Source organism: Plantactinospora sp. CNZ321 (genome assembly GCF_004217235.1).
The window spans coordinates 2919654-2943432 of record NZ_SHKQ01000001.1 but is presented as its reverse complement, the minus strand read 5'-3'; the positions used below and the strand labels follow the sequence as shown (position 1 = coordinate 2943432).

Here is a 23779-nt window from a genome sequence, read left to right as displayed (position 1 = left end):
CGACACGTGGCAGACACCACACCTCGACCGATGGGAGAGCACCCTGAACAGCACCGAGGCGATGTCCTCCACCGCCGCCGTCGAGCCGCTCCCGGGCAACCTGCCGACCGAGGTCGGACCGTGGTGGCGGCACGCGGTCATCTACCAGATCTATCCGCGCTCGTTCGCCGACTCCGACGGCGACGGCGTCGGCGACCTGCCCGGAATCACCGCCCGGCTGGACCACCTGGTCGAGTTGGGCGTGGACGCGGTCTGGCTCTCGCCGTTCTACCCGTCCCCCCAGGCGGACGCCGGATACGACGTGGCCGACTACCGTGGCGTGGACCCGCTCTTCGGCACGCTGGCCGACCTCGACCGGCTGATCGCCGAAACGCACGCCCGTGGCCTGAGGTTCATCGTCGACCTCGTGCCCAACCACACCTCCTCGGCGCACCCGTGGTTCACCGCCGCGCTGGCCGCCGGGCCGGGCAGCCCGCAGCGGCAGCGCTACGTCTTCCGGGACGGTCTCGGCCCCGGCGGCACCGAACCACCGAACGACTGGCGCAGCGTCTTCGGCGGCCCGGCCTGGACCCGGGTCACCGAGCCGGACGGCAGCGCCGGGCAGTGGTACCTGCACCTCTTCGACCCCGGCCAGCCGGACCTCAACTGGGACCTCCCCGAGGTGCGCGCCGAGTTCCTCGACATCCTGCGGTACTGGCTGGACCGAGGGGTGGACGGATTCCGGGTGGACGTGGCGAACGGGCTGGTCAAGCAGCTCGAGCTGGCCGACGCGCATCCGCCGGTGGAGCCGACCAGCGGTGAGGGCACCGAGGGGCCGCGCCCGCCGATGTGGGACCAGGACGGCGTGCACGAGATCTACCGGGAGTGGCGCCGGGTGCTGGACGGGTACCCGGGCGAGCGGATCCTGGTCGCCGAGGCGTGGGTGCAGTCGGCCGAGCGGCTGGCCCGGTACGTCCGGCCGGACGAGATGCACCAGGCGTTCAACTTCGAGTACCTGGAGGCGGCCTGGACCGCTCCGGTCCAGTACGCGGTGATCACCCGCTCGCTCGCCGCGAGCGAGGCGGTCGGTGCCCCCACCACCTGGGTGCTCTCCAACCACGACGTGCTGCGGCACGCCAGCCGGCTCGGGCTGCCGGTCGGCACCCGCCGGCCCCGGGGCATCGGCGTCGACGACCCGCAGCCGGACGCCGTCGTCGGGCTGCGCCGGGCCCGGGCGGCCACCCTGCTGATGCTCTCGCTGCCCGGCTCTGCCTACCTCTACCAGGGAGAGGAGCTCGGACTGCCGGAGCACACCACGCTGCCGGACGAGGCCCGGCAGGACCCGACCTTCCAGCGGAGCGGTCACACCGAGCGGGGCCGGGACGGCTGCCGGGTGCCGATCCCGTGGCAGGCGGACGCCCCGTCGTACGGCTTCGGGCCGGGGGACGCGAGTTGGTTGCCGCAGCCGCCGCTCTGGGCCGAGTACGCCCTGGACCGGCAGCGCGGGGTGGTCGGCTCGACGTACGAGCTGTACCGCACCAGCCTGCGGCTGCGCCGGGACCTGCGGCTCGGGTCCGGCACCGTGTACTGGCTGTCGAGCCCGGACGACGTGCTCTACTTCCGCAACGGGGAGCTGCGGGTGTTGACCAACTTCGGGGCCGACCCGGTCGAGTTGCCGGCGGGTGCCGAGCTGGTGCACGCCAGCGGTCCGCTCGACGCCGACGGGCGGGTGCCGACCGACGTCACGGTCTGGCTCCGGTGAACGAACCTTTGTCAACCTGAACCACGCGGCGCTCACACACCGCGTCCGACCTTGCGCTCCGACGGACCGCAAGGGGAGGTTGAAAAAGGTTCAATGGAAGGGCCCCTTCTTATCGCTTTCTGTTGTGTGGGGGCCCTTCCCCACCGTCAGGCCGGCCGGAGCGACCTCCTCGGCCCGGGCGGTGAGCAGCTCGTGCACCCGGCGGATGTCCCCGGGGGCGCTGCGCGAGGCGAGCCAGTACATGAGCCCGGTGGGCAGGAAGAAGAGTTGGAAGGCGGCGAGCCCGACCGCGAAGTTCAGCGGTGGCGGGAAGGCCGCACGCAGCGCCGAGGCGGCCACCCCGATCAGGCCGTTGCCGGCCGCCCGGCCCACCCCGTTGACCAGGTTGCCGAGGCTGTAGACCGTACCCCGGTGTTCCGGCGGGTTGACGTCGGCGATCAGCGCGAACCAGTTCGGCGAGTTGGCCGAGGTGAGGCCGAGCGCGAGCAGGGCGGTGAGCAGGCTGAACCCGACCGTCGGCTCGGTGAGGACGCTGCCGAGCACGGCCGCGGCCACCGCGCCGGCGCCGGCGCCGTCGGGCACGTCGATCCGGATCGGCACGAAGAAGAGCACCGCGTAGAACGGCACCGCCGCCAGCACACCGATCGCCGCGACCAGCGCCCTCCCCCGGGGAGTACGCCGTTGCGCGGCGTCGCCGACCAGTCCGCCGACGATCGATAGCACCCCGCCGAGCTGGAACAGTACGGCGAAGATGCTGCCCACGACGGTCGCGGTCGCCGACGAGTAGCCCTGTGCCTCGGCCCGCTCCCGGAACAGCACCGGCAGCCAGACGAGCGAGCCGAACGCCACCTGCGCGGTGAGGCCCTGCAACACCAGCCACCGGTTCGTCCGGCGGTGCAGGATGCCCGGCAGGTCGGCCCGGCTGATCTGGTAGTCGTAGTCCCCGCCGACCGCCAGCGCGCCGGTCAGCTCCGGCTCGCTCTGGCCGCGCCGGATGTCGTAGGTGAGCAGGTAGGCCACCGTCGCCACCAGGCCGGCGACGCTGAGCAGCAGGAACGGGCGACGCCAGTCCTGCGCGCCGAGCACGCCGCCGACCAGGGTGCCGGCCAGGGTACCGATGCCCTGGGACAGTCCCCAGAAGCTGAGCACCACTCCCCGGCGGCGCGGGCTGACCAGGTCGGTGACCACGGAGAAGCCGACCGAACCGACCGCGCCGAGCCCGATCGCGGCCAGCAGTTGCGCACCGAAGAACGCCAGGTAGGTGGGGGCGACCGCGCTGCCGGCCGTACCGGCGGCCCAGATCAGCGTGCCGACCATGAGCAGCGGCTTGCGGTTGGCCCGGTCCCCGACGTACGCCCAGCCGACCGCGGCCACCGCGCTGACCAGGAAACTCGTCGCGGTGACCGCGCCGATCGCGCCGACGCCGACGTCGAGCGCCGGGGCGATGGAGCCGTAGAGCGGCGGCACCAGCCCGATCGCCACGTTGTCCAGCGAGGCGAGCACGACGAAGACCGCCACGCTGTAGAACCGGTGGACCGGGCCCCCACCTCGGGCGGCTCGCTGGTCACCGATCGGCATGTCCGGCACTCAACCAGGATCAGGTAACGCCGAGGTGACGGTCGCGCGGGGTGCCGGGCCGACCGGTCGACCCGGATCGCGGTGCCGACGGGTAGGTTGAACTCTAGCTAGGGCTTGGTAGAGTACGAGCATGCCTGCTCCCCGGATGACGCTGCCCACCCAGGCGGTGCTGCGCACCCTGCTGGAGTACCCGTCCCGCGAGTTCTACGGGCTGGAGCTCTGCGCCGCCGCCGGGCTCGCCAGCGGCACCATCCATCCCATCCTGGCCCGGCTGGAGAGCCTCGGCTGGCTGCAATCCCGCTGGGAGGATCTGGACCCGCACGAGGTCGGTCGCCCACGCCGCCGCTACTACTCGCTCACCTCGGACGGAGCCGTTGCGGCCCGCCGGGCCCTGGCCCAGGCCGACGCGCGCGTCGCCAAGTTCGGTGCGCTCCGGCCGGGGCTCGCCGAAGGGCAGCCGTGACCGGGCCCGGGCAGCCCGCGGAGGCGCACGAGGTCACGGTCGGTAACGCCCCGCGCCACGCCGACCCCGCCGACGAGGTGGTGCTGCGGGTCCTGGCCGGCCTGCGCGCGGCCGGCGGGCGCGACCCGGGGCCGCCGGCCCGGCGTGTGAGTTCGGACTGGCCGCTGCCGCGCCGGGTGCCGGGCCTCGACCCCGGCCCCTACGCGCCGTGGGCGGACCGGCCCCTCGTGCCGGCCGTCCGGGAAGCCTCGGCGATCGCCCGGAACACCAGCACCTACCTGCGGGGGTGGCGGCTCGGCAACGCGGCCCTCAAGGTCGCGCGGCCGATGGCGGCCAACGTGGCCGTCCCGATTCCGCCGCCGGCGGCCGGCGGGATTCGCCGCCGGATCGCCGCCCGCACCGGCGTCACCGCGGTCCGGCTGATCGGCCTCGTCGTGCAGGCCCTGCCGGCCCGGGAACGCCCTCGCTACCAGGAGGAGTTCCGGGCCGAACTGAGCCGGCTGACCGGACTGCACCAGCTCGGTTACGCCACCCGCCTGCTGCTGTCGATGTTCGCGCTCCGGCGCGCGCTGCGACAGTCGCGCACCGAGGCGGACTAGCCGTGCCAGCGCGCCGGGCGGGCGCGGTCGTGGCCGGCGGCGGGCTGGTCACCACCCTGTCGTTGCTGGACTGGCCGGGGCTGCTCGCGCTCCTCGCGGCCACCGCGATGGTGGTGGGCGCCACCTGCTGGGTGCTGAGTGACCAGGATCGCCCGAAACGGCTCGCGCTGCTCATCCGCAGTTGGCGCGCTCCGACGCATCTGGCGCGCCCGGGTGCCCGGCCGGTGGCCCGCCGGCCATCGACCGCGAGAACGCGTACCGACGCGCAGGCCGCCGGGACCGTCGACGGACGGTGACCCGCGCGCAGGGCCCTTCAGGTCGCCGTGCCGGACGCCGTCGACCGGCCACGAAGGCTGTTCCCCGACGCTGTGACGTGTACCGGCCCTGGGCGGCTGCGCCGCGTACCGGCCCCGGGCGCTGTGACGCGTACCGGGCCGGCGACGCTATTCGAGTAGCCGGCTGGGGTGTGGGGTGCGCCCGGTGCCCCCCAGCCACCGATCCCGCGCCCCAGCCGGCCCGTTGCCGTTCCGTCGCCGTGACGACCCCGCGCCGACGTCGCGGTCCGGCAGATCGCGGCGGACCCGGGCGCCACCACCACCGTCCTCGGCGACAGCGCCGGGCCGTCGTCACCGGGGCGGCAGCACGTCGCGCCGCTCCTCGACCCGGCGATACTCGGTCGGCTCGGTGGTGTTGACCTGGCGATACTCGGTCGGCTCGGTGGTGGTCACGACCGAGCGGCGCCGGTTGTTCCAGATCACCGTGGTCATGATCAGACCCAGCACGCCGGCCGCCATCAGGATCCAGCCGACCACGTCCAGGTCCAGGCCGCCGACGCTGATATTCAGCGCGAAGGTGAGGATCGCGCCGAGCGCGATCAGGAAGATGCTGGTGCCGATACCCATGACACGCCTCCTCGTGGGGGATGTTGGCTGTCGGGGTGCTGCTACCCATTCGCGGGACCGGCGAATCGTCGTACCGGGCTGGCCTGCCGAAACGCCACGACTGTTCCGGGCGAAGCTGCCGCTGCCGGTCGAGCCCCGGCGGCTCCGGTGGCGACCAACTCCGGCACCCTACCCGGGTCGCACCCCTGGGCCACTCCATAGGGAGGGACGGTGGCCCCGGGGTGCTTCCGTGTCGGTGCCGGTCCCGGGTGATGCGCGGGAAGCGGAGGCCGGTGCCGACGTTTCGGGGAATGCGGAACCGGCGCCAACGGCGCCGGGGCACCCAGTAGATGATCTGCGCGACGATCAGCGCGGGATGTCGGTCGGGCAGCGATTCCAGGGCGCGGGCGAGGTGTGCGGCGAGGTACATCATCAGGCCTACCCGATCGCCGTCGAAGTCGATCAGCAGTGCTAGGCGGGCCGGGGCGCAGGGCCAGTCGTGTTCGCATTCTCGGCAGGCGTAGGTGTCCGTGGGGACGTGCTGCCCGGCCATTGCTTCCCGGGCGATCCTGGCGTCAATCGTGGCAGCCCGGACCGCCCGGCGGAACTCGGGACCTGTCAGGGACGCACCCTCGGCGAGGTGTGGTGTTGGCACCCGCCGATCGTGTGCTCCTACTGCCCCGTTGGGGGCAGTAGGAGCACACGCAGGGATCCGAGTCGGGGCAGATCCATCGGTGTCCGCACCAGCAATAGCGCCACAGGCGCCACCAGACCCGACGATGGCGGTCAGTCCTGGTCGTGCACCGTCGCCCAGTCGGTCGGGATGAAGTGGTCGGGCGCGTGCAGCACGTTGAGCAGGCGCTGCCGGATGCTCTCGTGCATCACCTGTCCCCAGGGGAACCGGGTGGGGTACTGCACCATGTTGCGGAAAGCGTTCGCCGGCCCGTTGTTCCGTTCGAGGTACTGGATGGCGGCCTGGGTGCAGACGTAGTCGGCGTACGCGAGCGCCTGGTGCGCCGCGGTGTAGAGCGCCTCGGTGCCGGGCTGGTGCCGCAGGTACGGCTCGAACCACGGCAGGTCGACCCCGGCCATCGGGGTGGGCTGACACTGGAGATCGCCGGCGAGCGCCACCGGCAGCGGATCGTGTTCGATCCCGTTGGCCTGGGCGAGCATCTGGGCACCGGCCAGTACCCCGGCCGGCTTGGCCAGGTCGAGCAGCTTCTGCCGGCCGAGCACCGCCTGGTGGTTCCGCTGCATGTACCGGTCCAGCCCCAGTGGATCGTCCGGGAAGTCGAACGCGATCTCGGCCAGCGCCTGTACCCGGTCGTGCCGGCCCCGGTCGTTGTAGTAGGTGATCATCCAGCTCATCGCCTTCGGGGCGTACTGCGGATCGCTGGTGGCCCGCGCCTTGGCCATGGCGTCGCGGGCCCGGTCGAGCTCGCCGGCCCGCTCGTGGTCGAGTGCGATGTGGAACCACGCCACCCCGCTGTACCCGAGCCGGTACGGCCCGGCGAGCTGGTTCCAGAGCCGGTTCGCCAGCTCGTGGTCCTCGACCCGGGTGGCGTGCCCGGCGAGCAACAGTTTCGCCGCAGGGGTGTAGACCGGATGCTCGGCCTCGGCGGCGATCCGCAGCGCGTCCACGCCACCGGCCAGTTGCCGGTGCGTGTACGGCACCGCCTTCGCCAGCGCGAGGAGGAACGCCGCCTCGGTCCGGTACGGGGCGCCGGGTGCCGCCTCGGTGAGCCCCTTGAGCTGTGCGGCGGCCGACTCCGGCTCGCCGGTCAGCAACAACTCGAATGCGTCCCGGCACACCGCCGCCCGCCGGACGCGTTCGGCTTCCTCCATCAGTGGCCTCCTCGGACAGTTCCACCCGCCCGTAAGGAAGTTACACACCTCGCGGCGATCCGACTACCCACCGTGTCTGTTCCCTGTGTCCGGCCGCGCCGGCAGGGGTGGGCCGGGCTGTCGGGGGCGGCGGATCTCGCCGGCGGCTACCAGCGCCAACCCCACGGCGACCACCGCGACCAACCGCCCCGGACCGCCGTACCCGCCTGCCGGACGATCCGGCCGACCAGCGGCGCGGTCAGCCAGAGCAGCACGACGGCGTAGCCGGTGAGGGCGATCCGCTGCAACCCGGTCAGGGCCGGTTCCACCACCAGCGGGTACCACAGCGGACTGAACTCCGGGGTGAAGTGGCAGAGCGCTTCCAGGTAGTAGTTGTTGTCGTAGCAGGTCCAGGGCCAGAGCTGCCCGTAGAGCAGGCTGCTCGCGGCCCCCCAGACCGAGAGCAGCACTGCGGCGAGGGTGGCCAGGTTCGCCCAGGGGCCGGCCTGGGCCGCCCCCAGCCGTACCGCGAGTGCCAGGCTGGCCGGCAGGACGGCGATCAGGAAGAACCTCGGCCCCCAGTACAGCCCGCCGTACCAGGCCCACCACGGGGCGTAGACCAGTACCAGGCCGGCCACGAAGACCACCCAGAGCAGCCAGACCCCGGCCACGCCGCGACCGGCCCGGTCCGCCAACCACCGCCGGGCCGGCAGGAACAGCCCGGGCGTGAACCAGAGCAGCCCTTTGCCGAACGAGAAGAGGATCGCCACCACCCCGAGCAGCAGCGGATAGGAGAAACCCGTCTCCCCCGAGTACGGCATCACGGTCCGGCCGCCGCCGGTGCCCGCGTACGCCCGGTGCAGCGGGTCGCCGAAGCGCAGCCACGCCTCACCGGCGATCAGCATCCCGGCCGCCAGCGGCACCAGCAGGTAGCGCCAGCGCCGTTCCCGGAAGCAGAGCAGCCCGGCGACGAGACCGAGCGCCGCCACCGAGGCGGGCGTGTTGGCGACCCCGAGCACCACCGCGAGCCAGCCGACGAGCCGGGTCGACCGTCCCGTCCCGGGCAGTGTGGCGGCGAGCAACCCGACCCCGACGGTCGTCGCGGTGAACATCTCGCCGTAGAAGTCCTGCACGTGCACGGCGGCCATGCTCCCGGCGACCAGCACCAGCAGGAAGCGGCGGAGCAACCGGCGGTCGGTCCGGTCGCGCAGCAGCAGGTGCAGGGCGACCAGCCCGAGCCCGAAGAGCAGCACGTTGTACTGCGCCAGTATCGGCTGCGGGTTGTCGTACCACCGGCCGACGACCCACAGCGGAGCCGCGAACAGCGGGCCGATCATCGAGTACGGCGTCTCCGGTACCTGCCGTTGCTCCAGCAACTGGAGCAAGGCCTGGTAGCGGGCCAGGCCGTCGCCCATCATCGGCGGGCGGGGATAGACCGCCAACAGCAGCATTCCGGCCCAGAGCAGGCCCCACTCCAGCACCGCCGCGACCGCACGCCACGACCGCTTCTCCGCGACGCCAGCCGACTCGGTCCGCCCCGGCGGCTCCCGGGGGTCGTCCGTCCGCCCCGGCGGCTCCCGGGGCTCGTCCGTCCGCCCCGGCGGCTCCCGGGGCTCGTCCGCGGGCTCCGCGGGGTCCGCCGGCTCCCCCGACTCCGCCCGCACCTCGCCGGTCGTCGGCGCGTCCATCCACGGTCCCCTCACGCTCGCACACCTGGTCGGGCCGGAAGTCCGACCAGAGGAAGTGTGTCAAACATCGATCCACGGTCCTATAGGCAATCGTGGATGCCCATAGGACCGTGGATCGGGGACGGACGTGGTCGCTAACCCGCCGGCCGGTCCAGGATCAGGTCACGGGCCCGGGCGTACTGCTCACGGATGGCCGGGACGCCGGCGGTGACGTACTCCTGGGACTCGCCGGCCGACCAGGCGGGTGGCTCGGCGCCGCCCTGGACGACCCAGGCGGCCTGCCGGGCCGCGCCGTCCGCGACGTACTCGCCCGGCTCGGGCACCAGCACCGGGCACCCGAAGACCTGCGGCGCGATCCGGCGTACCGCCTCGGAGCGGGCCCCGCCGCCTACCAGGATGATCCGGTTCGCCTTCGCCCCCTCGGCGAGCAGCGCGTCCAGCCCGTCCGCCAGCGCACAGAGCATGCCCTCCACGGCCGCCCGGGCCAGGTGCCCCGGCGTCGACGTCCGCAGGGTCAGCCCGTGCACCGCCCCGGTCGCCAGCGGCCGGTTCGGCGTCCGCTCGCCCTCCAGGTAGGGGACCGCCACCAGCCCGTCCGCGCCGGCCGGTGTGCCCAACGCCAGCTTGGCCAGCTCGTCCAGGCTGACGCCCAGCATCGCCGCCGCCGCGTCCAGCACCCGGGCCGCGTTGAGGGTGCAGACCAGCGGCAGGAACCGCCCGGTCGCGTCCGCGAACCCGGCCACCGTGCCCGACGAGTCCGCCGCCGGAGTGTCCGCGACGCTGAACACCGTCCCCGAGGTACCGATCGAGACGACCACATCCCCGGCGACCGCGCCGACCCCCAGCGCGGCGGCCGCGTTGTCCCCGGTCCCCGGCCCCAGGGCCGCACCGCCGGCCAACTGCCCGGCCACCTCCGCCGGCCCGAGCACAGTCGGCACCTCCAGGGTCCGGCCGAACGCCTGCTCCAGCAGGTCCAGCCGGTACTCGCCGGTCGCCGGTGACCAGTATCCGGTCCCGCTCGCGTCCCCGCGGTCGGTACGCAGCGCGTCCAGCCCGGCCGCACCACCGAGCCGCCAGGTCAGCCAGTCGTGCGGCAGGCAGACCGCCGCCACCCGCGCCGCGTTCTCCGGCTCGTGCCGGGCCAGCCAGCGCAGCTTGGTGATGGTGAAGCTCGCCACCGGCACGCTGCCGACCGCCTCGGCCCAGGTCCGCCGCCCGACCTCGCCGCCACCCGACTCCTCGATCAGGTCGTTCGCCGCCCCCGCCGACCGGGTGTCGTTCCAGAGCAGCGCGGGCCGGACGACCTCACCCGCCTCGTCGAGGCAGACCATCCCGTGCTGCTGCCCGGCGACGGCGACCGCCGCCACGTCGTCGAGCCCACCCGCCTCGGTGATCGCCTGCTGCAATGCGTCCCACCAGGCCCGGGGATCGACCTCGGTCCCGTCCGGATGCGCCGCCCGGCCACTGCGGACCAGGGCACCGGTCTCGACGTCCCGGATCACCACCTTGCACGACTGGGTCGACGAGTCGACCCCGGCAACGAGCGCCATCTCACGCCCTCCTTCTGGGCTTCACCGACGGTTGTCACAGGACGGCTCGGAGAGGTCGGAGCGCGCTCTGACCGCGCGCCCCGACCAGGCCAGCGAGCCAGGAGGCTCAGCGAGCCCCGAGCAGGTGCTCCACCGCGAGCTGGTTCAACCGCACGAACCCGAACCCGCGGGCCGCGACCGCGTCCACGTCGAGGTCCTCGAACGCACTCCGGTCCGCCAGCAGGTCCGAGTAGGTCTCCCCCGGGTTCAACGTCGGCGTCGACAGCTCACCCACCTTGCTGGCGGCCAGCGCCTCCTGCACCTCCGGGTCGGCCCGGAACGCCGCCGCCCGCTCCTTGAGCAGCAGGTACGTCCGCATGTTCGCCGCCGCCGACGCCCACACCCCGGTGTAGTCCTCGGTCCGGGACGGCTTGTAGTCGAAGTGCCGGGGACCGGTGTAGGCGGGTCCGCCCTCCGGCCCGCCGTTCTCCAGCAGGTCCACCAGGGCGAACGCGTTCAGCAGGTCGCCGTGGCCGAAGACCAGGTCCTGGTCGTACTTGATCCCCCGCTGCCCGTTCAGGTCGATGTGGAAGAGCTTGCCGGCCCAGAGTGCCTGCGCGATCCCGTGCATGAAGTTGAGCCCGGCCATCTGTTCGTGCCCGACCTCGGGATTCAACCCGACCAGTTCCGGGTGCTCCAGCTCGTTGATGAAGGCGAGCGCGTGCCCGACCGTCGGCAGCAGGATGTCGCCGCGCGGCTCGTTCGGCTTCGGCTCGATCGCGAACTTCAGCCCGTAGCCCCGGTCGATGACGTACTGGGCGAGCAGGTTGACCGCCTCGCGGTAGCGGTCCAGCGCCGCCCGGATGTCCTTGGCGGCGTCGTACTCCGCGCCTTCCCGGCCGCCCCACATCACGAAGGTCTGCGCGCCCAGCTCGGCCGCGAGGTCGAGGTTGCGCAGCACCTTGCGCAGCGCGTACCGGCGTACGTCGCGGTCGTTGCTGGTGAAGCCGCCGTCCTTGAAGACCGGGTGGGTGAAGAGGTTGGTGGTGACCATCGGCACCACGACCCCGGTCGCCTCCAGCGCCTTGCGGAACCGGGCGATGTGCTGCTCCCGGGCGGCGTCGTCGGAGCCGAACGGGACCAGGTCGTCGTCGTGGAAGGTGATCCCGTACGCGCCCAGCTCGGCGAGCCGGTTGACCGCCTCGACCGGGTCCAGGGCCTCCCGGGTGGCGTCACCGAACGGATCCCGGGCCTGCCAGCCCACCGTCCAGAGGCCGAAGGAGAACTTGTCGGCGGGGGTTGGTTGGGGTGCCATGACTGACCTCCAGTGGAACCGACTCGACGTTGAGGTGAGGGGCGCGGGTGGTTGACCCCGGGTTGACGCCCCGGCAACCCGGGCCGATTTGTTTATCGGTTGAATTATTTGGCTGCGCTGTGGCATTGTCAATACCGTGACGCAACCTGCGGCGGTGCCGGTCGGCTCGGCGGTGACCGCCGTCCGCCAGGCCAGCCTGCGCGAGCACAACCTGGCCCTGGTACTGCGGCAGATCGCCACCGCCGCACGCCCGCCGTCCCGGGCCGACCTGGCCACCGCCACCGGCCTGACCCGGGCCACCGTCTCCGCACTGGTCGACGACCTGATCACCGGACGGCTGCTCACCGAGGTCGCCCCGGCTCCCCGGTCCGGCGCCGGCCGGCCCGCGGTCGGGCTCACGCTCGCCGGGCACGGCCCGGTCGGACTCGGGCTGGAGATCAACGTCGACTACCTGGCCGCCGTCCTGGTCGACCTCACCGGGGCGGTACGGCACCGCGCGGTGCACCGGGTCGACCTCCGGCCGGTACCCCCCGCCGAGGCGATGGCGCTGGTCGGCGACCTGATCACCGAGGCCGGAGCCGAGGCGGACCGGCAGGACCTGGCACTGGCCGGTACGGCGCTCGCGGTGCCCGGCCTGGTCACCGCCACCGGGCTGGTCCGGCTCGCGCCGAACCTCGGCTGGCGGGACGTGGACGTGCCGGCGCTGCTCGGCGGGCATCCGGTGCTCGACGGGTGCGGGTTGGGGGTGGACAACGAGGCCAACCTCGCCGCACTCGGCGAACTGCACGCCGGCCCGCCCGACTCGGGCAACTTCATCTACATCTCCGGCGAGGTCGGCATCGGCGCCGGGATCGTGCTGCACGGTGCCCTGTTCCGGGGTGCCCGGGGGTGGAGCGGCGAGCTCGGCCATGTGCCCGTACACCCGGAGGGCCGGCCCTGCCGGTGCGGCGGCCGCGGCTGCCTGGAGCAGTACGCCGGGCAGGAAGCCATCCTGGCCGCCGCTCGCCTGGCCGTGCCGCCCGCCGTCGACACCGGCCCGACCACCGCCAGGGCCGGCCGGGGCCGGCCGGCGGTCCCGACTCCGGGCGCGGCGGTCGCCCGGCTGGTCGAGGCGGCGGCCCGGGACGACGCGACCGCGCATCGGGCACTGGTCGACGCCGCGACCGCGCTCGGGGTCGCCGTCGCCGGGGTGATCAACCTGCTGGACGTGGACACGGTGGTGCTCGGCGGCGTCTACGCGCCGCTGGCCCGCTGGCTGGCCCCGACGGTGGAGGCCGAGATCCGCCGCCGGGTGCTGACCGCCGCCTGGTCGCCGGTGACCGTCCGGGCCGCACTGCTCGGCGGGGACGCCGCCGCGCTGGGCGCCGCCGGTTCGGTCGTCCGCACGGTGCTGGAGCACCCCGCCCGGTGGCTCGGCCGGCCCGGCCGGTAGCCGTCGGTGCCGGTCCGCCCTACGGACCGTCACCCGGCGGGCATCATGGAGTCGTCGGCGACAACCGGGAAGACCGCGACAGCGAGGCCGCGCGACCGATCGCTATTGTTGCCCTCGAACAACTATTCCGATCATCAACCAATGGACCTCTTTCAACCTGAACCGCGCGGCGCTCATGCACCGCGTCCGGCCCTGCAGTCCCTCGGACCGCAGGGGGAGGTTGAAAAAGGTTCAATGGACGTTGTGCCGACAGGAGTGCCAGCGCCGATGCGCACACCTCGACGATCCGGCGGACGGGCGGCGGACACCGCCGCCCGACGTCCGGACCGCCGCGACGAACGGCCGACGGCCGGCTCAGGCCGACCGTTCGGTCGGCTCGACGTTGGCCCGGAACGCCCGGTCGAACTCGACGAGCCCACGCAGCAGCGCCTGCCGGCCCGCGGGGCTCATCCCGGCGAGCGTCTCGGCCAGCCGTGCCCGACGATCGGCGCGGATCTCGACGAGCAGCTTCTGCCCGACCGTGGTCAGATGCAGCGAGATCTCCCGACGATCCGCCCGGCCCGGTTCACGTTCGAGCAGCCCGGCCGCGACGAGCCGGTCGCAGAGCCGGCTCGCCGAGGAGAGCAGCATGCCGAGGATCCCGGCCAGGCCCCGCAGGTTGATCCCGTCGAACTGCTCGACCACCATCAGGGCCCGCAGCTGAGAGCTGGACAGCCGCCCGCTCGTCTGCTCCCGGGCGGCGTCCCAGACCGACAGCAGCGCCGCCGCGGCGGTGTCCACCGCGGTGGCGAGGGTCGGATCCGGTCCGCCAGGACCGCCGGATTCAGCCATGGTGATCCTGACCCTACCGCCGCCACACCGCCGGCCGCACCGGTGCGGGGCCACACCGCCCGTCCGGACCGCCACCCCGGTACGCCCGTCCGAGCGGCGGGCCACGGATGACCGGCCGGTTGGTCGAGCTGCGCCGGATCCTGGCCGAGGCACCCGCGGATCTCGTCGTCGAGCGGCTCGGCGCGGAGCTGACCAGGGTTTACGGGACGGTGGGGACCGAGCTGTTCCAGGTCGACTACCGACTGGCCGTCCTGGTGCCGCTGCACGGTGGCGACCCGGTCGTCGGGGCCGGCACCCCCGCCTGGCGTTGCTTCGACCACCAGACCGAGGTACTCCAGGACGGCGCCCTCCACCTCCCGGTCTCGATGCGCGGCGAGCGACTCGGGGTACTCCGGCTCACCCCGGCGCCCGAGGACCCGGACCGGCGCGACGAGCTGGCGCAGGCGGCGACGGCGCTGGCACACGAACTGGTCACGGTGCGGCCGGGCACCGACAGGTACACGGTCGGCGCCCGGACCCGCCGGCTCACCCTGGCCGCCGAGATGCAGTGGGAGCTGCTCCCCGGCCGGAGCCGGATCCGTCCCTCGTTCAGCCTCGCCGGTCAGCTCGAACCGGCGTACGCGGTGCGCGGCGACAGCTTCGACTGGGCCGACGACGGCCAGCGGCTCTGGCTCTCCACGGTCAACGGCATGGGTGAGGGGGTGAGTGCGGCGATGCTCACCTGCCTGGGCACCAACGCGCTGCGCAACGCCCGCCGGGCCGGTCTCGATCTCGCCGACCAGGCCGCCCTGGCCGACCAGGCGATCTACGCCTACCACCAGGGCATCCAGCACCTCTCGGCGCTGCTGCTGGAGCTGGACCTGCACAGCGGGGTGGTGACGGCGGTGGACGCCGGCTCACCCCGGCTGCTCGTACTGCGGGCGGGTGAGGTGATCGAGCAGCGGCTGGACGACCAGTTCCCGCTCGGCATGTTCGACGGCACCATCTACCAGTCGCAGAACTTCCAACTGTCGCCCCGGGACCGGCTCTTCGTGGTCAGCGACGGCGTCCTCGACGCGAGTTCCCCCACCGGCCGGTACGGCGACACCGCGCTCTACCGGTCCGTCCGGCGGACCAGGTCGATGGCGCCACTAGAGGCGGTACGGTCGCTCCTCGGCGACCTGCGGGCGTTCGTCGGCAATGACCCGGTCGACGACGCCGTGGTGGTCTGCCTGGACTGGTACGGGAGCTGACCCGTGCCGCCGCCCGGCGGCAGGCTTCTCGGACCCGGGGTCAGTACGCCCCCCGGGTCCGGACCACCGCGCCGAAGGTCTTCCACAGGATGGTGAGGTCGGCGGCGAGCGACCAGTTCTCCACGTAGTAGAGGTCGAGTCGGATGCCGTCCTCCCAGCTGAGGTCGGATCGGCCGCTGATCTGCCAGAGGCCGGTCATGCCCGGCTTCACCAGCAGCCGGCGGGCGACGTCACCGTCGTAGCGGGCCACCTCGGACGGCAGCGGCGGACGCGGCCCGACCAGGCTCATGTGCCCGAACAGCACGTTGGCGAGCTGCGGCAGCTCGTCGAGGGACCACTTGCGGAGTATCCGGCCGACCCGGGTGACCCGGGGGTCCACCCGCATCTTGAACATCAGGCCGTCGGTCTCGTTCTTCGCGGCCAGCTCGGCCAGCAGGGCGTCGGCGTTCACCACCATGGTCCGGAACTTGTACACCCCGAACTTTCGGCCGCCCTGGCCGACCCGGATCTGCCGGAAGATCACCGGCCCCCGACTGTCCAGCTTGATGGCGAGCGCGATGAGGGCGAGCAGCGGCAGTGCGAACGCGAGCGCCGTGGCGGCCAGGGCCCGGTCGACGAACGCCTTGACGATCTTCCGGGCGCCCCGGAACTCGGGCGCCTCGACGTGGATGAGGGGCAGTCCGGCGACCGGCTGGGTGTGGATCCGCGGCCCGGCGACGTCGGTCAGCGCCGGGGCGAGCACCAGGTCGATCCCGGTGCCCTCCAACTGCCAGCCGAGCCGGCGCAGCCGGGTCGCGGTCAGCTCGTTGGAGGCGGTCACCGCGACCGTGTCGGCGTTGATCGCCCCGGCGGCGTCGACGATCGTCCGGAACGAGCCGAGCACGGGTACGTCGCCGAGGCGCTGCGGCACCGGCGCGAGCAGCGCGTCCGGGATGCACGCGCCGACCACCTGGTAGCCGGCGTACGGCTCGCGGCGCAGTGTGTGCACCAGTTCCAGTACGTGCGCGGTGTCGCCGACCGCCAGCACCCGGCGGGACCAGCCGGCCCCCCGGGACCGGGACCGGTGCAGTCGTTTCCGGGCGGCGAACCGGGCGACCACCAGCCCGACCGTCCCGACCGCGAACGAGATGCCGAGGAATCCCCGGGAGACTCCGACGTCGGCGAGATAGCCGGCGATCGCGACTCCACCGGCGAGCCGCAGGCTGGCCGAGGTCACCCGGCGGTACTCGTCGGCGCCGTAGCCGAGCACCCGGTGGTCGTAGCAGCGCAGTGCCTTCAGCGAGACCAGCCAGGCGACCACCAGGGCCGGGCCGACGATCACGTACGGGATGTCGGAGCCGCTCGCCTCGTCCCCGCCGAACCGCGCGAGGTATCCGCCGATCACCGCCAGCACCAGGATGACGGTGTCGAGCAGGAGCAGTGCGCGGATGTAGCCGCGCTGGCGCGCCCGGGACGACGAAGCGGATGCCCCCGAGCTCGGCTCCGGAGGCATCGTGATGGGGCTCAGCAAAGTCGCCGACGTCACCGGCCCTCCCTCGCTCCAGGGGGCACCCGATCAGCCGCCCGCTGCCTTGGCGGAGCGACCCGGAGGCACTTCGACATCTTCACCTACCGGGGGCATCACCGAGAGTTTCCGACGGATTACCGTCACTTGTTTGCGTCGCCGCGATCAGGCTGCTCACGTACCGCGGCGACCGGAAGGTACGGCGCCCGCCGTACCGGCACGGATGGCCGGTACGGCGGGCGTGGCCGAGCGGGGTCGCGGGTCGGCGCGGCCGGGGCGGGTCAGCGCGGAGCGGTCGGCCGGCTGGCGATCGCCTGGAGGAAGATGTCGCCGATCTTCGCCGGGTCCTCGGTGACGAAGGCGGCCCCGCCGGTCACCTTGGGGATGGAGTCCAGTTCGGCCTTGCTGACCTCGGCACTGATGCCGATGATGATCACCTGGATCGGCCGGTCGGGGTCGTTGAGCCGCTTCAGCTCGGCGAGCAGTTGCGACTGGCTGATCCCGTTGGCGTCCTCGTTCTTGCCGTCGGTGAGCATGACCACCGAGTTCACCCGGCCGGGCTGCCAGTCGTCCTGCACGGCCTTGTAGCCGGCCAGGATCGTGTCGTAGAGCCCGGTGTCGCCGCCCCGCTTCGGGGTGATGCCGGCGAGTCGGCTCTCCAGCCGCTCCCGCTGGGCGGACATCGGGCCGATCGGCACCAGAGAGCGGTAGTCACGGGAACCGTCCAGCTCCGTGGAGAAGACCCACAGGCCGAGTGCCCAGTTGTCGTCGAAGAGCGCCAGGCCCCGCCTGGCCGCCTCCAGGGTCACCTGCATCCGGGTCGCGTTGTTGGCGGTCGGCACCCGCGCGAACATCGAGCCGGAGATGTCGATGATCGCCAGCATCCGGCCGGACTGGGTGGCGACGGCCCAACTGGAGAGCACCCGCTCGATCGTCGCACCGTCCCCGCCGCCGGCGGTGCCGCCGGGGTTGGCTGCCTCGGTGGTCGGCGTCGGCTGGGTGCCCGCCGGACTGGGCGCGCCCCGGGGCGGCACGAAGCCGTCCGCCCAGGTGCCGTCCGGGGCCCGGAGCCCCTGCGCGGCCAGCTGGCGGCGGAAGGCCCCGGAGTCGAGGGCGGCGAAGAGCTTCTCCGCCGCACCGGTCCTGGCCGGCTCGATGCCGGGCATCACCGCGTACGGGTAGTCGAGCGAGATCGGTGCGGGTTCCAGGTAGAGGGCGGCGAGCGGCACCGGCGGCTCCGTCGCGTTGTACTCGATGACGTCCTCTTCGGAGAGGGCCGCGGCACCCAGCCCGCGGGCAAGGGACGTCTGGTCGGGCGCCTTGGGGAACCGGGCGATCAACTCCTCGCGGACCGCCGAGACACCGGTGGCCAGGGCCCGCAGGGCGGCCGTGGTCGTCTGCTCGGCCCGGGCCCCACCGGCGGACTGGGCGGCGGTGGCCAGCGAGACCAGTCCGGCCAGCCCGGCCGCGTCCCGGCTCGGCTCGACGAGACCGGTCTTGAGCTGGGTACCGGTGGTGATCTTGCCGAGCAGGTCCTTCCAGCCCAGCTTCTTCTCCGGCCAGCCGATCGTGGTGGCGAGCGGCTCCGGCATGGCCACCACCACCGGGCTGCGGGCCACCGAGGTGTTGTTCTGCGGCGCGAACGCGGGAGCCTGCTGCCGCAGCCGCAGCAGCCAGGTGGAGGAGTCGGGCAGCCAGACGTTGGGCAGTACGGTGTTGCCGCTGGCCTGCCCGACCCCGGAGAGCGACACACCGTGCTGCCCGGCGACGGCGGCGGCGACGTCCACGGACTGACTGGCGGTGACCTCGACGGCGAGGCAGAGGCCGTCCACCGCGGTTTCGGCGGCGACCAGGTCGGCCGCGGCCTGCTCGACGGCCGGAGCGATCTCCGGCGCCGCGGCGACGGTCAGCTTCAGCTCACCCGAGCAGTCGGGGCCCGCCCACCGCTGATAGCCGAACCACCCTCCAACCACGACGAGGACGAGCACCATCGCGCTGGCGATGGCGCCCGCCCCTCGGATAGGTCTACGCATGCGATGGCGGCCAGGCACGTGACCATCTTGAGGGCTTCTGCCAGGTGGTGCCAGGGGCGAAAGGCCGAATGTTACCGAGGCGGCAAAGACTTTCCGAGGAAGATTCACCTTAGGTAACCGCTCGGCCTCGGAACGTCAACAATACCGCCCAACGGGGCGCCATCGGTCCAGCGGCAGCCAAAAAGATCTTATGCAGATTTATCCAAAAATTAAGGAGGGATCGCCGAGCACGCACGTCGGACTCGGCACCGCTACCCGGTCGGGCGGACCCGCCGGGATCCCCGAACCGGGATCGACCCGGAAGACCGCCACCGCGTCGGCCCGCTCCTGCGCGACGTAGAGATGCCCGCCGAGCAACGCCAGGTGCCGGGGCCAGTCACCGATCCCGGAGACCTCCGCCAGGTATCGGGGCGACTCGTCGTCGAGCGCGAAGACCGTGACCGTGCCGACACCCCGGTTCGCCAGGTAGAGGAACCGGCCGTCCGGCCCGACCGCGATCTCCGAGGGCTGGACGTGCCCCGGCCGCCGGCTGGCCTGGACCCGACCCCGCTCGACCAGCCGGCCGGCGCCGTCGAGGGCGTACGCGGTGACGGAGGCGTCCAGCTCGCCGGCGAGGAAACAGCGACGGCCGTCCGGGTGCCGGGCCAGGTGCCGGGGGCCGGTGCCCGGACGGGTCGCGACCCGGGCGACGGTGCGCAGGCGGCCGTCCGGGTCCCGGTCGTACCGGTAGATCGAGTCGACGCCGAGGTCGACCGCGAGCAGCCCGGTGCCGGCCGGGTCCGGCGAGACCATGTGCGCGTGTGGTCCGGCCTGCCGGTCCGGCACGGGACCGTGTCCGTCGTGCCTGAGCAGGTCGGTCCGGTCACCCGGCGCCCCGGTCGGGTCCAACGGGAGTACGGCGACACTGCCGCTGCCGTAGTTCGCCACGAAGAGGAACTCCCCGGCCGGGTCGGCGGCGAGGTGGCACGGCTCGGCGCCACCTGTCGACCGGACCCCGAGCGGGCTCAGCGCGCCGTCGGGGTGGATCGTCCAGGCGCTGACCGTACCCTCCGGCAGCTCGTTGACCGCGTAGAGCACGGGCAGCCGGGGATGCCGGGCCAGGAACGACGGCGACGGCGTACCCGCCACCACGCCGAGCAGGTCGAGCCGGCCGGTCCCGGCGTCCCGGCGGGCGGCCACGATGCCGGTGCCCCTGCCCCCGCCCTGCGCCGTGTAACAGCCGATGTAGACGATTTCCGCGCCGCCCGACATATCAGCTCCCGTTCCCGGCCGACCGCCCTCGGACGAGCCGCTCCGGCACGATCCAACCAGAGCCGGCCCCGCCCCGTCCCGGCAAACCACGTCCGGCCGGGCGGCACGTTCCCCTCGCCGACCTCGGCGCCACGCTCCCCGCGCAGAGGTCGGGTGGGCGATCTTCCGGCCGGGAGGCGAACCCTATAGGATCTTCGATTGTGCACGGACTGCTCCGGCCGGCTCGCCGGACCACCCTCGCCGACGACGTGTACGAGTCGGTGCGGGCCCTTGTGATGGACCACGCCGTGGCCCCGGGCGAGCGGATCAACATCGACGGGCTGGCCCGCCGGCTTGAGGTGTCGCCGACCCCGGTCCGCGAGGCCCTGGCCCGGCTGGAGTCCGACGGGCTGGTCCGGAAACGGCCGCTCGCCGGCTACACCGCCGCGCCACTGCTCACCCGGACCGAGTTCGACGAACTGGTGGAGATGCGGCTGATCCTGGAGACCGCCTCGGCCCGGCGGGTGGCGCAACGGTTCGCCGGGCGACCCACCTGCGACGGCCACCGCGACCCGCACCGGGCCAGGTCCACCGAGGGGGCCACCGAGGGGGATGCCCAGGCGTCGACGGTTGCCCCGGCGGAGGCGCCGGCCGGGCTCGCCGGAGAACTCGCCGAGCTCCGCCGCGAGGCCGAGCTGCCCGACCCGACGCCCGGGACCGAGGGTTTCGCCGCGATCGCCGCCTTCACCGCCCAGGACGCCCGCTTCCACCACCTGCTCGCCGAACGCTCCGGCAACCGGATGCTGCACTCGGCCGTGGTCCGGCTCCGCGCCCACCTGCACCTGTTCCGGCTGCACTTCCCCGCCGCGCACCACGGGACCAGCACCCGGGAGCACCTGCGGATCGTCGACGCGATCGGCGCCGGCGACCCGGACGCCGCCGGCGCCGCCATCCGCGACCACCTGCTCGCCGCCGCCGACCGGCACCTGCCGTTCTTCGAAGGAACCCGATGCGGATAGCCCTCTTCGTGACCTGCGTCAACGACCTGGTGTACCCGGGCACCGGCCGGGCCGTGGTACGCATACTGGAGCGGCTCGGCCACACCGTCGAGTTTCCGGTCGAGCAGTCCTGCTGCGGGCAGATGCACGCCAACAGCGGATACCGGGCCGAGGCACTGCCGCTGGTGCGAGGCTTCGTCGACACCTTCGGCCGGTACGACGCCGTGGTGGCCCCCTCCGGCTCGTGCGTGGCGATGGTGCGGGAGTCGTACCCCCGGCTCGCCGCCCCGGACCCCGGCCTGGCGGCGGCGGTCGCCGACCTCGCGCCCCGGGTGCACGAACTCTCCGAGCTGCTGGTCGACGTGCTCGGGGTGACCGACGTCGGCGCCGCCTTCCCGCACCGGGTGACCTACCACCCCACGTGTCACGGCCTGCGGATGCTGCGGCTCGGTGACCGTCCGCTCCGGCTGCTGCGCGCGGTACGCGGGCTGGACCTGGTGACGCTGCCCGGCGCCGAGGAATGCTGTGGCTTCGGCGGCACGTTCGCGGTGAAGAACGCCGACGTCTCCGCCGCGATGCTGGCCGACAAGTGCACGGCGGTACGCGATACCGGGGCGGCGTACGTGGCGGCGGCGGACAACTCCTGCCTGGCGCACATCGGTGGCGGCCTGTCCCGGCGCACCGGGACGGAGCCGGAAACACCCCGCGCCATCCACTACGCCGAAATCCTGGAGCACACATGAGCGCGGGTACCGGGAACATCGTCGCGCCGCTGCCGTTTCCGACGGCGGCCCGGCGTGAACTGGCCGACGGGCAACTCCGGGCCAACCTGCGCCGGGCCACCCACACCATCCGGGACAAGCGGCTCCGGGTCGTCGACGAGGTACCGGACTGGGAGGCGCTGCGCCGCTCCGGCGCGGCGATCAAGGACGACGTCCTGGCCCGCCTGCCGGAGCTACTGGAACAGTTCGAGGCCGCCGCCACCGCCGCCGGGGCCACCGTGCACTGGGCCCGGAACTCGGCCGAGGCGTGCGCCGTCGTCACCGAACTGGTCCGGCGGACCGGCAGCACAGAGGTAGTCAAGGTCAAGTCGATGGTCACCCAGGAGATCGGGCTCAACGAGGCGCTCGCCGAGGCCGGCATCGCGGCGGTCGAGACCGACCTGGCCGAGCTCATCGTGCAGCTCGCCGACGACACCCCGTCACACATCCTGGTACCGGCGATCCACTACAACCGGCGGCAGATCCGGGACATCTTCGCCAGCCGGATGCCCGGGGTCGATCTCGACGCGCTCACCGACGACCCGCCCGCGCTCGCCGACGCGGCCCGCCGGCACCTGCGGGCGAAGTTCCTCAGCGCCCGGGTGGCGATCTCCGGCGCGAACTTCGCGGTCGCCGAGACCGGAACCCTGGCGGTGGTGGAGTCCGAGGGCAACGGCCGGATGTGCCTGACCCTGCCCGAGACGCTGATCTCCGTGGTGGGGGTGGAGAAGCTGCTGCCGACCTTCCGCGACCTGGAGGTCTTCCTGCAACTGCTGCCCCGCTCCTCTACCGGCGAGCGGATGAACCCGTACACCTCGCTCTGGACCGGGGTCACCCCGGGAGACGGGCCGGCCACGCTGCACATCGTGCTGGTCGACAACGGGCGCACCCGAACCCTGGCCGACCCGGTGGGCCGGCAGGCGCTGCGCTGCATCCGCTGCTCCGCCTGCCTGAACGTCTGCCCGGTCTACGAGCGGGTCGGCGGGCACGCGTACGGGTCGGTCTACCCGGGCCCGATCGGCGCGATCCTCTCGCCGCAGATGACCGGCCCGGACTCGGGCGCGAACCGCACCCTGCCGTACGCCTCGACGCTCTGCGGCGCCTGCTTCGACGCCTGCCCGGTCCGGATCGACATCCCCGAGGTACTGGTGCACCTGCGCCAGCGTGGCGTGGACGCGCGCCGGGGCCGGCCGTCGGCGGAGCGCACGGCGATGCGGGCGCTGTCCTGGGCGATGCGGGACCGCCGTCGGTATGCGGCAGCGCTGCGGGCAGCCCGACGCGGCGCCGCCCCGCTGCGCCTGGTCAGCGGGAGTCGCGGACAGGTACGCCGACTGCCCTGGCCGCTCTCGGCCTGGACCGCGAGCCGGGACGCCCCGCTGCCGGCGAAGGAGACGTTCCGGGACTGGTGGGCGGGGCGGGATCGGACGAGCGGCGGAAGGAGCGGTGATGACCGTGCCTAGCCCGGCCCGGGGGACGGTGCCGGGTTCGGCCCGGGCGGAGATCCTGGCCCGGATCCGGGCCGCCCGGCCCAGCGGGCCGGTGCCGGTGTCCCGGGACTACCGCACCGCACCGCCGCCCGGCACCGGGCCGGCCGAACCGGCGAGCGGGGAACTGATCGACCTGCTGGTCGACCGGCTGGTGGACTACCGGGCCACGGTACGCCGCTGCGGGGCGCGGGAACTGCCAGAGGCGCTCGCCCAGTTACTGGGCGAGGTGTCGACCGTGGTCGTACCCGGGCAGGCGCCGGCGCGGTGGCTCTCGACGTACCTCGGCCGGATCCGCCGGGACGGCGACCCGGACCCGCTGACGGTGGCCGACCTCGACGCGCCGGGCGTGGCGGTGGTCACCGGCTGCGCGGTGGCGATCGCACAGACCGGCACGCTGCTGCTGGACGGCGGTCCGGACCAGGGGCGCCGGCTGCTCAGCCTGGTACCCGACCACCATCTCTGCGTGGTCCGGGCCGCGCAGGTGGTCGACGGGGTGCCGGAGGCGCTCGCCCGGCTCGCCGACCCGACCCGGCCGCTCACCCTGATCTCCGGGCCGTCGGCGACCAGCGACATCGAACTCGACCGGGTGGAGGGTGTGCACGGACCCCGCCGGTTGGACGTGCTGCTGGTCGCCGGCTGATCCCCGGCCGGTC

20 protein-coding genes are annotated in these 23779 nt (G+C 73.2%); 10 read left to right on the top strand and 10 right to left on the bottom strand.

Translation table 11 applies throughout. The annotated features are described in order from the left end of the window. The first annotated feature begins 61 nt into the window (after positions 1-61). Positions 62-1741: a glycoside hydrolase family 13 protein gene (locus tag EV371_RS13160; RefSeq protein WP_130462294.1), complete on the top strand. Its 1680-nt coding sequence runs from the start codon at positions 62-64 to the stop codon at positions 1739-1741. A gap of 90 nt (positions 1742-1831) precedes the next feature. Here the strand turns inward: EV371_RS13160 and EV371_RS13155 are convergent, their stop codons facing one another. Next, a complete protein-coding gene (locus EV371_RS13155) occupies positions 1832-3319 on the bottom strand; it encodes an MFS transporter (RefSeq protein ID WP_130465870.1) in 1488 nt (495 codons plus the stop codon). A 130-nt stretch (positions 3320-3449) separates the two neighbouring features. Here EV371_RS13155 and EV371_RS13150 point away from each other — a divergent pair, with 130 nt between their 5' ends. From EV371_RS13150 to EV371_RS13140, 3 genes are read left to right on the top strand one after another with little or no spacing between them, the layout of a single operon-like run. Beyond that, complete coding sequence (locus EV371_RS13150) at positions 3450-3782, top strand: PadR family transcriptional regulator (RefSeq protein ID WP_486484593.1); 333 nt, start codon at positions 3450-3452, stop codon at positions 3780-3782. Continuing rightward, positions 3779-4381: a hypothetical protein gene (locus EV371_RS13145; RefSeq protein ID WP_130462293.1), complete on the top strand. Its 603-nt coding sequence runs from the start codon at positions 3779-3781 to the stop codon at positions 4379-4381. Before EV371_RS13150 ends, EV371_RS13145 begins: the two co-directional genes overlap by 4 nt. Positions 4382-4383: 2 nt before the next feature. Further along, positions 4384-4677, top strand: coding sequence for a hypothetical protein (locus EV371_RS13140; RefSeq protein WP_130462292.1), 294 nt, complete (start codon positions 4384-4386; stop codon positions 4675-4677). Between the two features lie 330 nt (positions 4678-5007). Here the strand turns inward: EV371_RS13140 and EV371_RS13135 are convergent, their stop codons facing one another. The 5 genes from EV371_RS13135 to xylA all read right to left on the bottom strand — a co-directional run bounded on the left by EV371_RS13135 (position 5008) and on the right by xylA (position 11618). Continuing rightward, complete coding sequence (locus EV371_RS13135; RefSeq protein WP_130462291.1) at positions 5008-5283, bottom strand: DUF6458 family protein; 276 nt, start codon at positions 5281-5283, stop codon at positions 5008-5010. Between the two features lie 765 nt (positions 5284-6048). Beyond that, positions 6049-7107, bottom strand: coding sequence for a hypothetical protein (locus EV371_RS13130; RefSeq protein ID WP_130462290.1), 1059 nt, complete (start codon positions 7105-7107; stop codon positions 6049-6051). Positions 7108-7253: 146 nt separating this feature from the next. Further along, positions 7254-8774, bottom strand: a complete 1521-nt coding sequence (locus EV371_RS13125; protein WP_130462289.1) for a hypothetical protein — start codon at positions 8772-8774, stop codon at positions 7254-7256. A gap of 134 nt (positions 8775-8908) precedes the next feature. Further along, a complete protein-coding gene (xylB, locus tag EV371_RS13120; protein WP_130462288.1) occupies positions 8909-10324 on the bottom strand; it encodes a xylulokinase in 1416 nt (471 codons plus the stop codon). A 106-nt stretch (positions 10325-10430) separates the two neighbouring features. Further along, positions 10431-11618, bottom strand: a complete 1188-nt coding sequence (gene xylA, locus EV371_RS13115) for a xylose isomerase (protein WP_130462287.1) — start codon at positions 11616-11618, stop codon at positions 10431-10433. Between the two features lie 136 nt (positions 11619-11754). Here xylA and EV371_RS13110 point away from each other — a divergent pair, with 136 nt between their 5' ends. After that, entirely contained in the window at positions 11755-13050 is a 1296-nt protein-coding gene (locus EV371_RS13110) for an ROK family protein (protein ID WP_486484592.1), read from the top strand. A 354-nt stretch (positions 13051-13404) separates the two neighbouring features. Here the strand turns inward: EV371_RS13110 and EV371_RS13105 are convergent, their stop codons facing one another. Further along, complete coding sequence (locus EV371_RS13105; protein WP_130462286.1) at positions 13405-13881, bottom strand: MarR family transcriptional regulator; 477 nt, start codon at positions 13879-13881, stop codon at positions 13405-13407. A 107-nt stretch (positions 13882-13988) separates the two neighbouring features. On the opposite strand from EV371_RS13105, the gene EV371_RS13100 reads away from it, so the two are divergent. Continuing rightward, positions 13989-15113 carry a PP2C family protein-serine/threonine phosphatase gene (locus EV371_RS13100; RefSeq protein WP_130462285.1) on the top strand — a complete coding sequence of 375 codons (1125 nt, stop codon included), beginning with the start codon at positions 13989-13991 and terminating at the stop codon, positions 15111-15113. 40 nt (positions 15114-15153) lie between these two features. On the opposite strand, the gene EV371_RS13095 is transcribed toward EV371_RS13100, so the two are convergent. From EV371_RS13095 to EV371_RS13085, 3 genes are all read right to left on the bottom strand, one after another. Further along, complete coding sequence (locus EV371_RS13095; RefSeq protein WP_486484591.1) at positions 15154-16638, bottom strand: sugar transferase; 1485 nt, start codon at positions 16636-16638, stop codon at positions 15154-15156. A gap of 260 nt (positions 16639-16898) precedes the next feature. Continuing rightward, on the bottom strand, positions 16899-18650 hold the full coding sequence (locus EV371_RS13090) for a substrate-binding domain-containing protein (RefSeq protein ID WP_130462284.1): 1752 nt from the start codon (positions 18648-18650) through the stop codon (positions 16899-16901). 198 nt (positions 18651-18848) lie between these two features. Beyond that, positions 18849-19901, bottom strand: coding sequence for a lactonase family protein (locus EV371_RS13085; RefSeq protein WP_130462283.1), 1053 nt, complete (start codon positions 19899-19901; stop codon positions 18849-18851). Positions 19902-20101: 200 nt separating this feature from the next. Between EV371_RS13085 and EV371_RS13080 the strand changes: the two genes are divergently transcribed. Genes EV371_RS13080 through EV371_RS13065 form a run of 4 tightly spaced genes read left to right on the top strand, consistent with a single transcriptional unit; the run spans position 20102 to position 23766 of the window. Next, positions 20102-20899 carry a GntR family transcriptional regulator gene (locus EV371_RS13080; RefSeq protein WP_486484590.1) on the top strand — a complete coding sequence of 266 codons (798 nt, stop codon included), beginning with the start codon at positions 20102-20104 and terminating at the stop codon, positions 20897-20899. Next, complete coding sequence (locus tag EV371_RS13075; protein ID WP_130462282.1) at positions 20890-21621, top strand: (Fe-S)-binding protein; 732 nt, start codon at positions 20890-20892, stop codon at positions 21619-21621. The genes EV371_RS13080 and EV371_RS13075 overlap by 10 nt, the downstream gene beginning before the upstream one ends. Further along, the gene (locus EV371_RS13070; protein ID WP_130462281.1) at positions 21618-23099 is read left to right on the top strand and encodes a lactate utilization protein B; all 1482 of its coding nucleotides are present in this window, start codon (positions 21618-21620) and stop codon (positions 23097-23099) included. The genes EV371_RS13075 and EV371_RS13070 overlap by 4 nt, the downstream gene beginning before the upstream one ends. Next, positions 23086-23766, top strand: a complete 681-nt coding sequence (locus EV371_RS13065) for an LUD domain-containing protein (protein ID WP_130462280.1) — start codon at positions 23086-23088, stop codon at positions 23764-23766. The genes EV371_RS13070 and EV371_RS13065 overlap by 14 nt, the downstream gene beginning before the upstream one ends. The last annotated feature ends 13 nt before the right edge of the window (positions 23767-23779 follow it).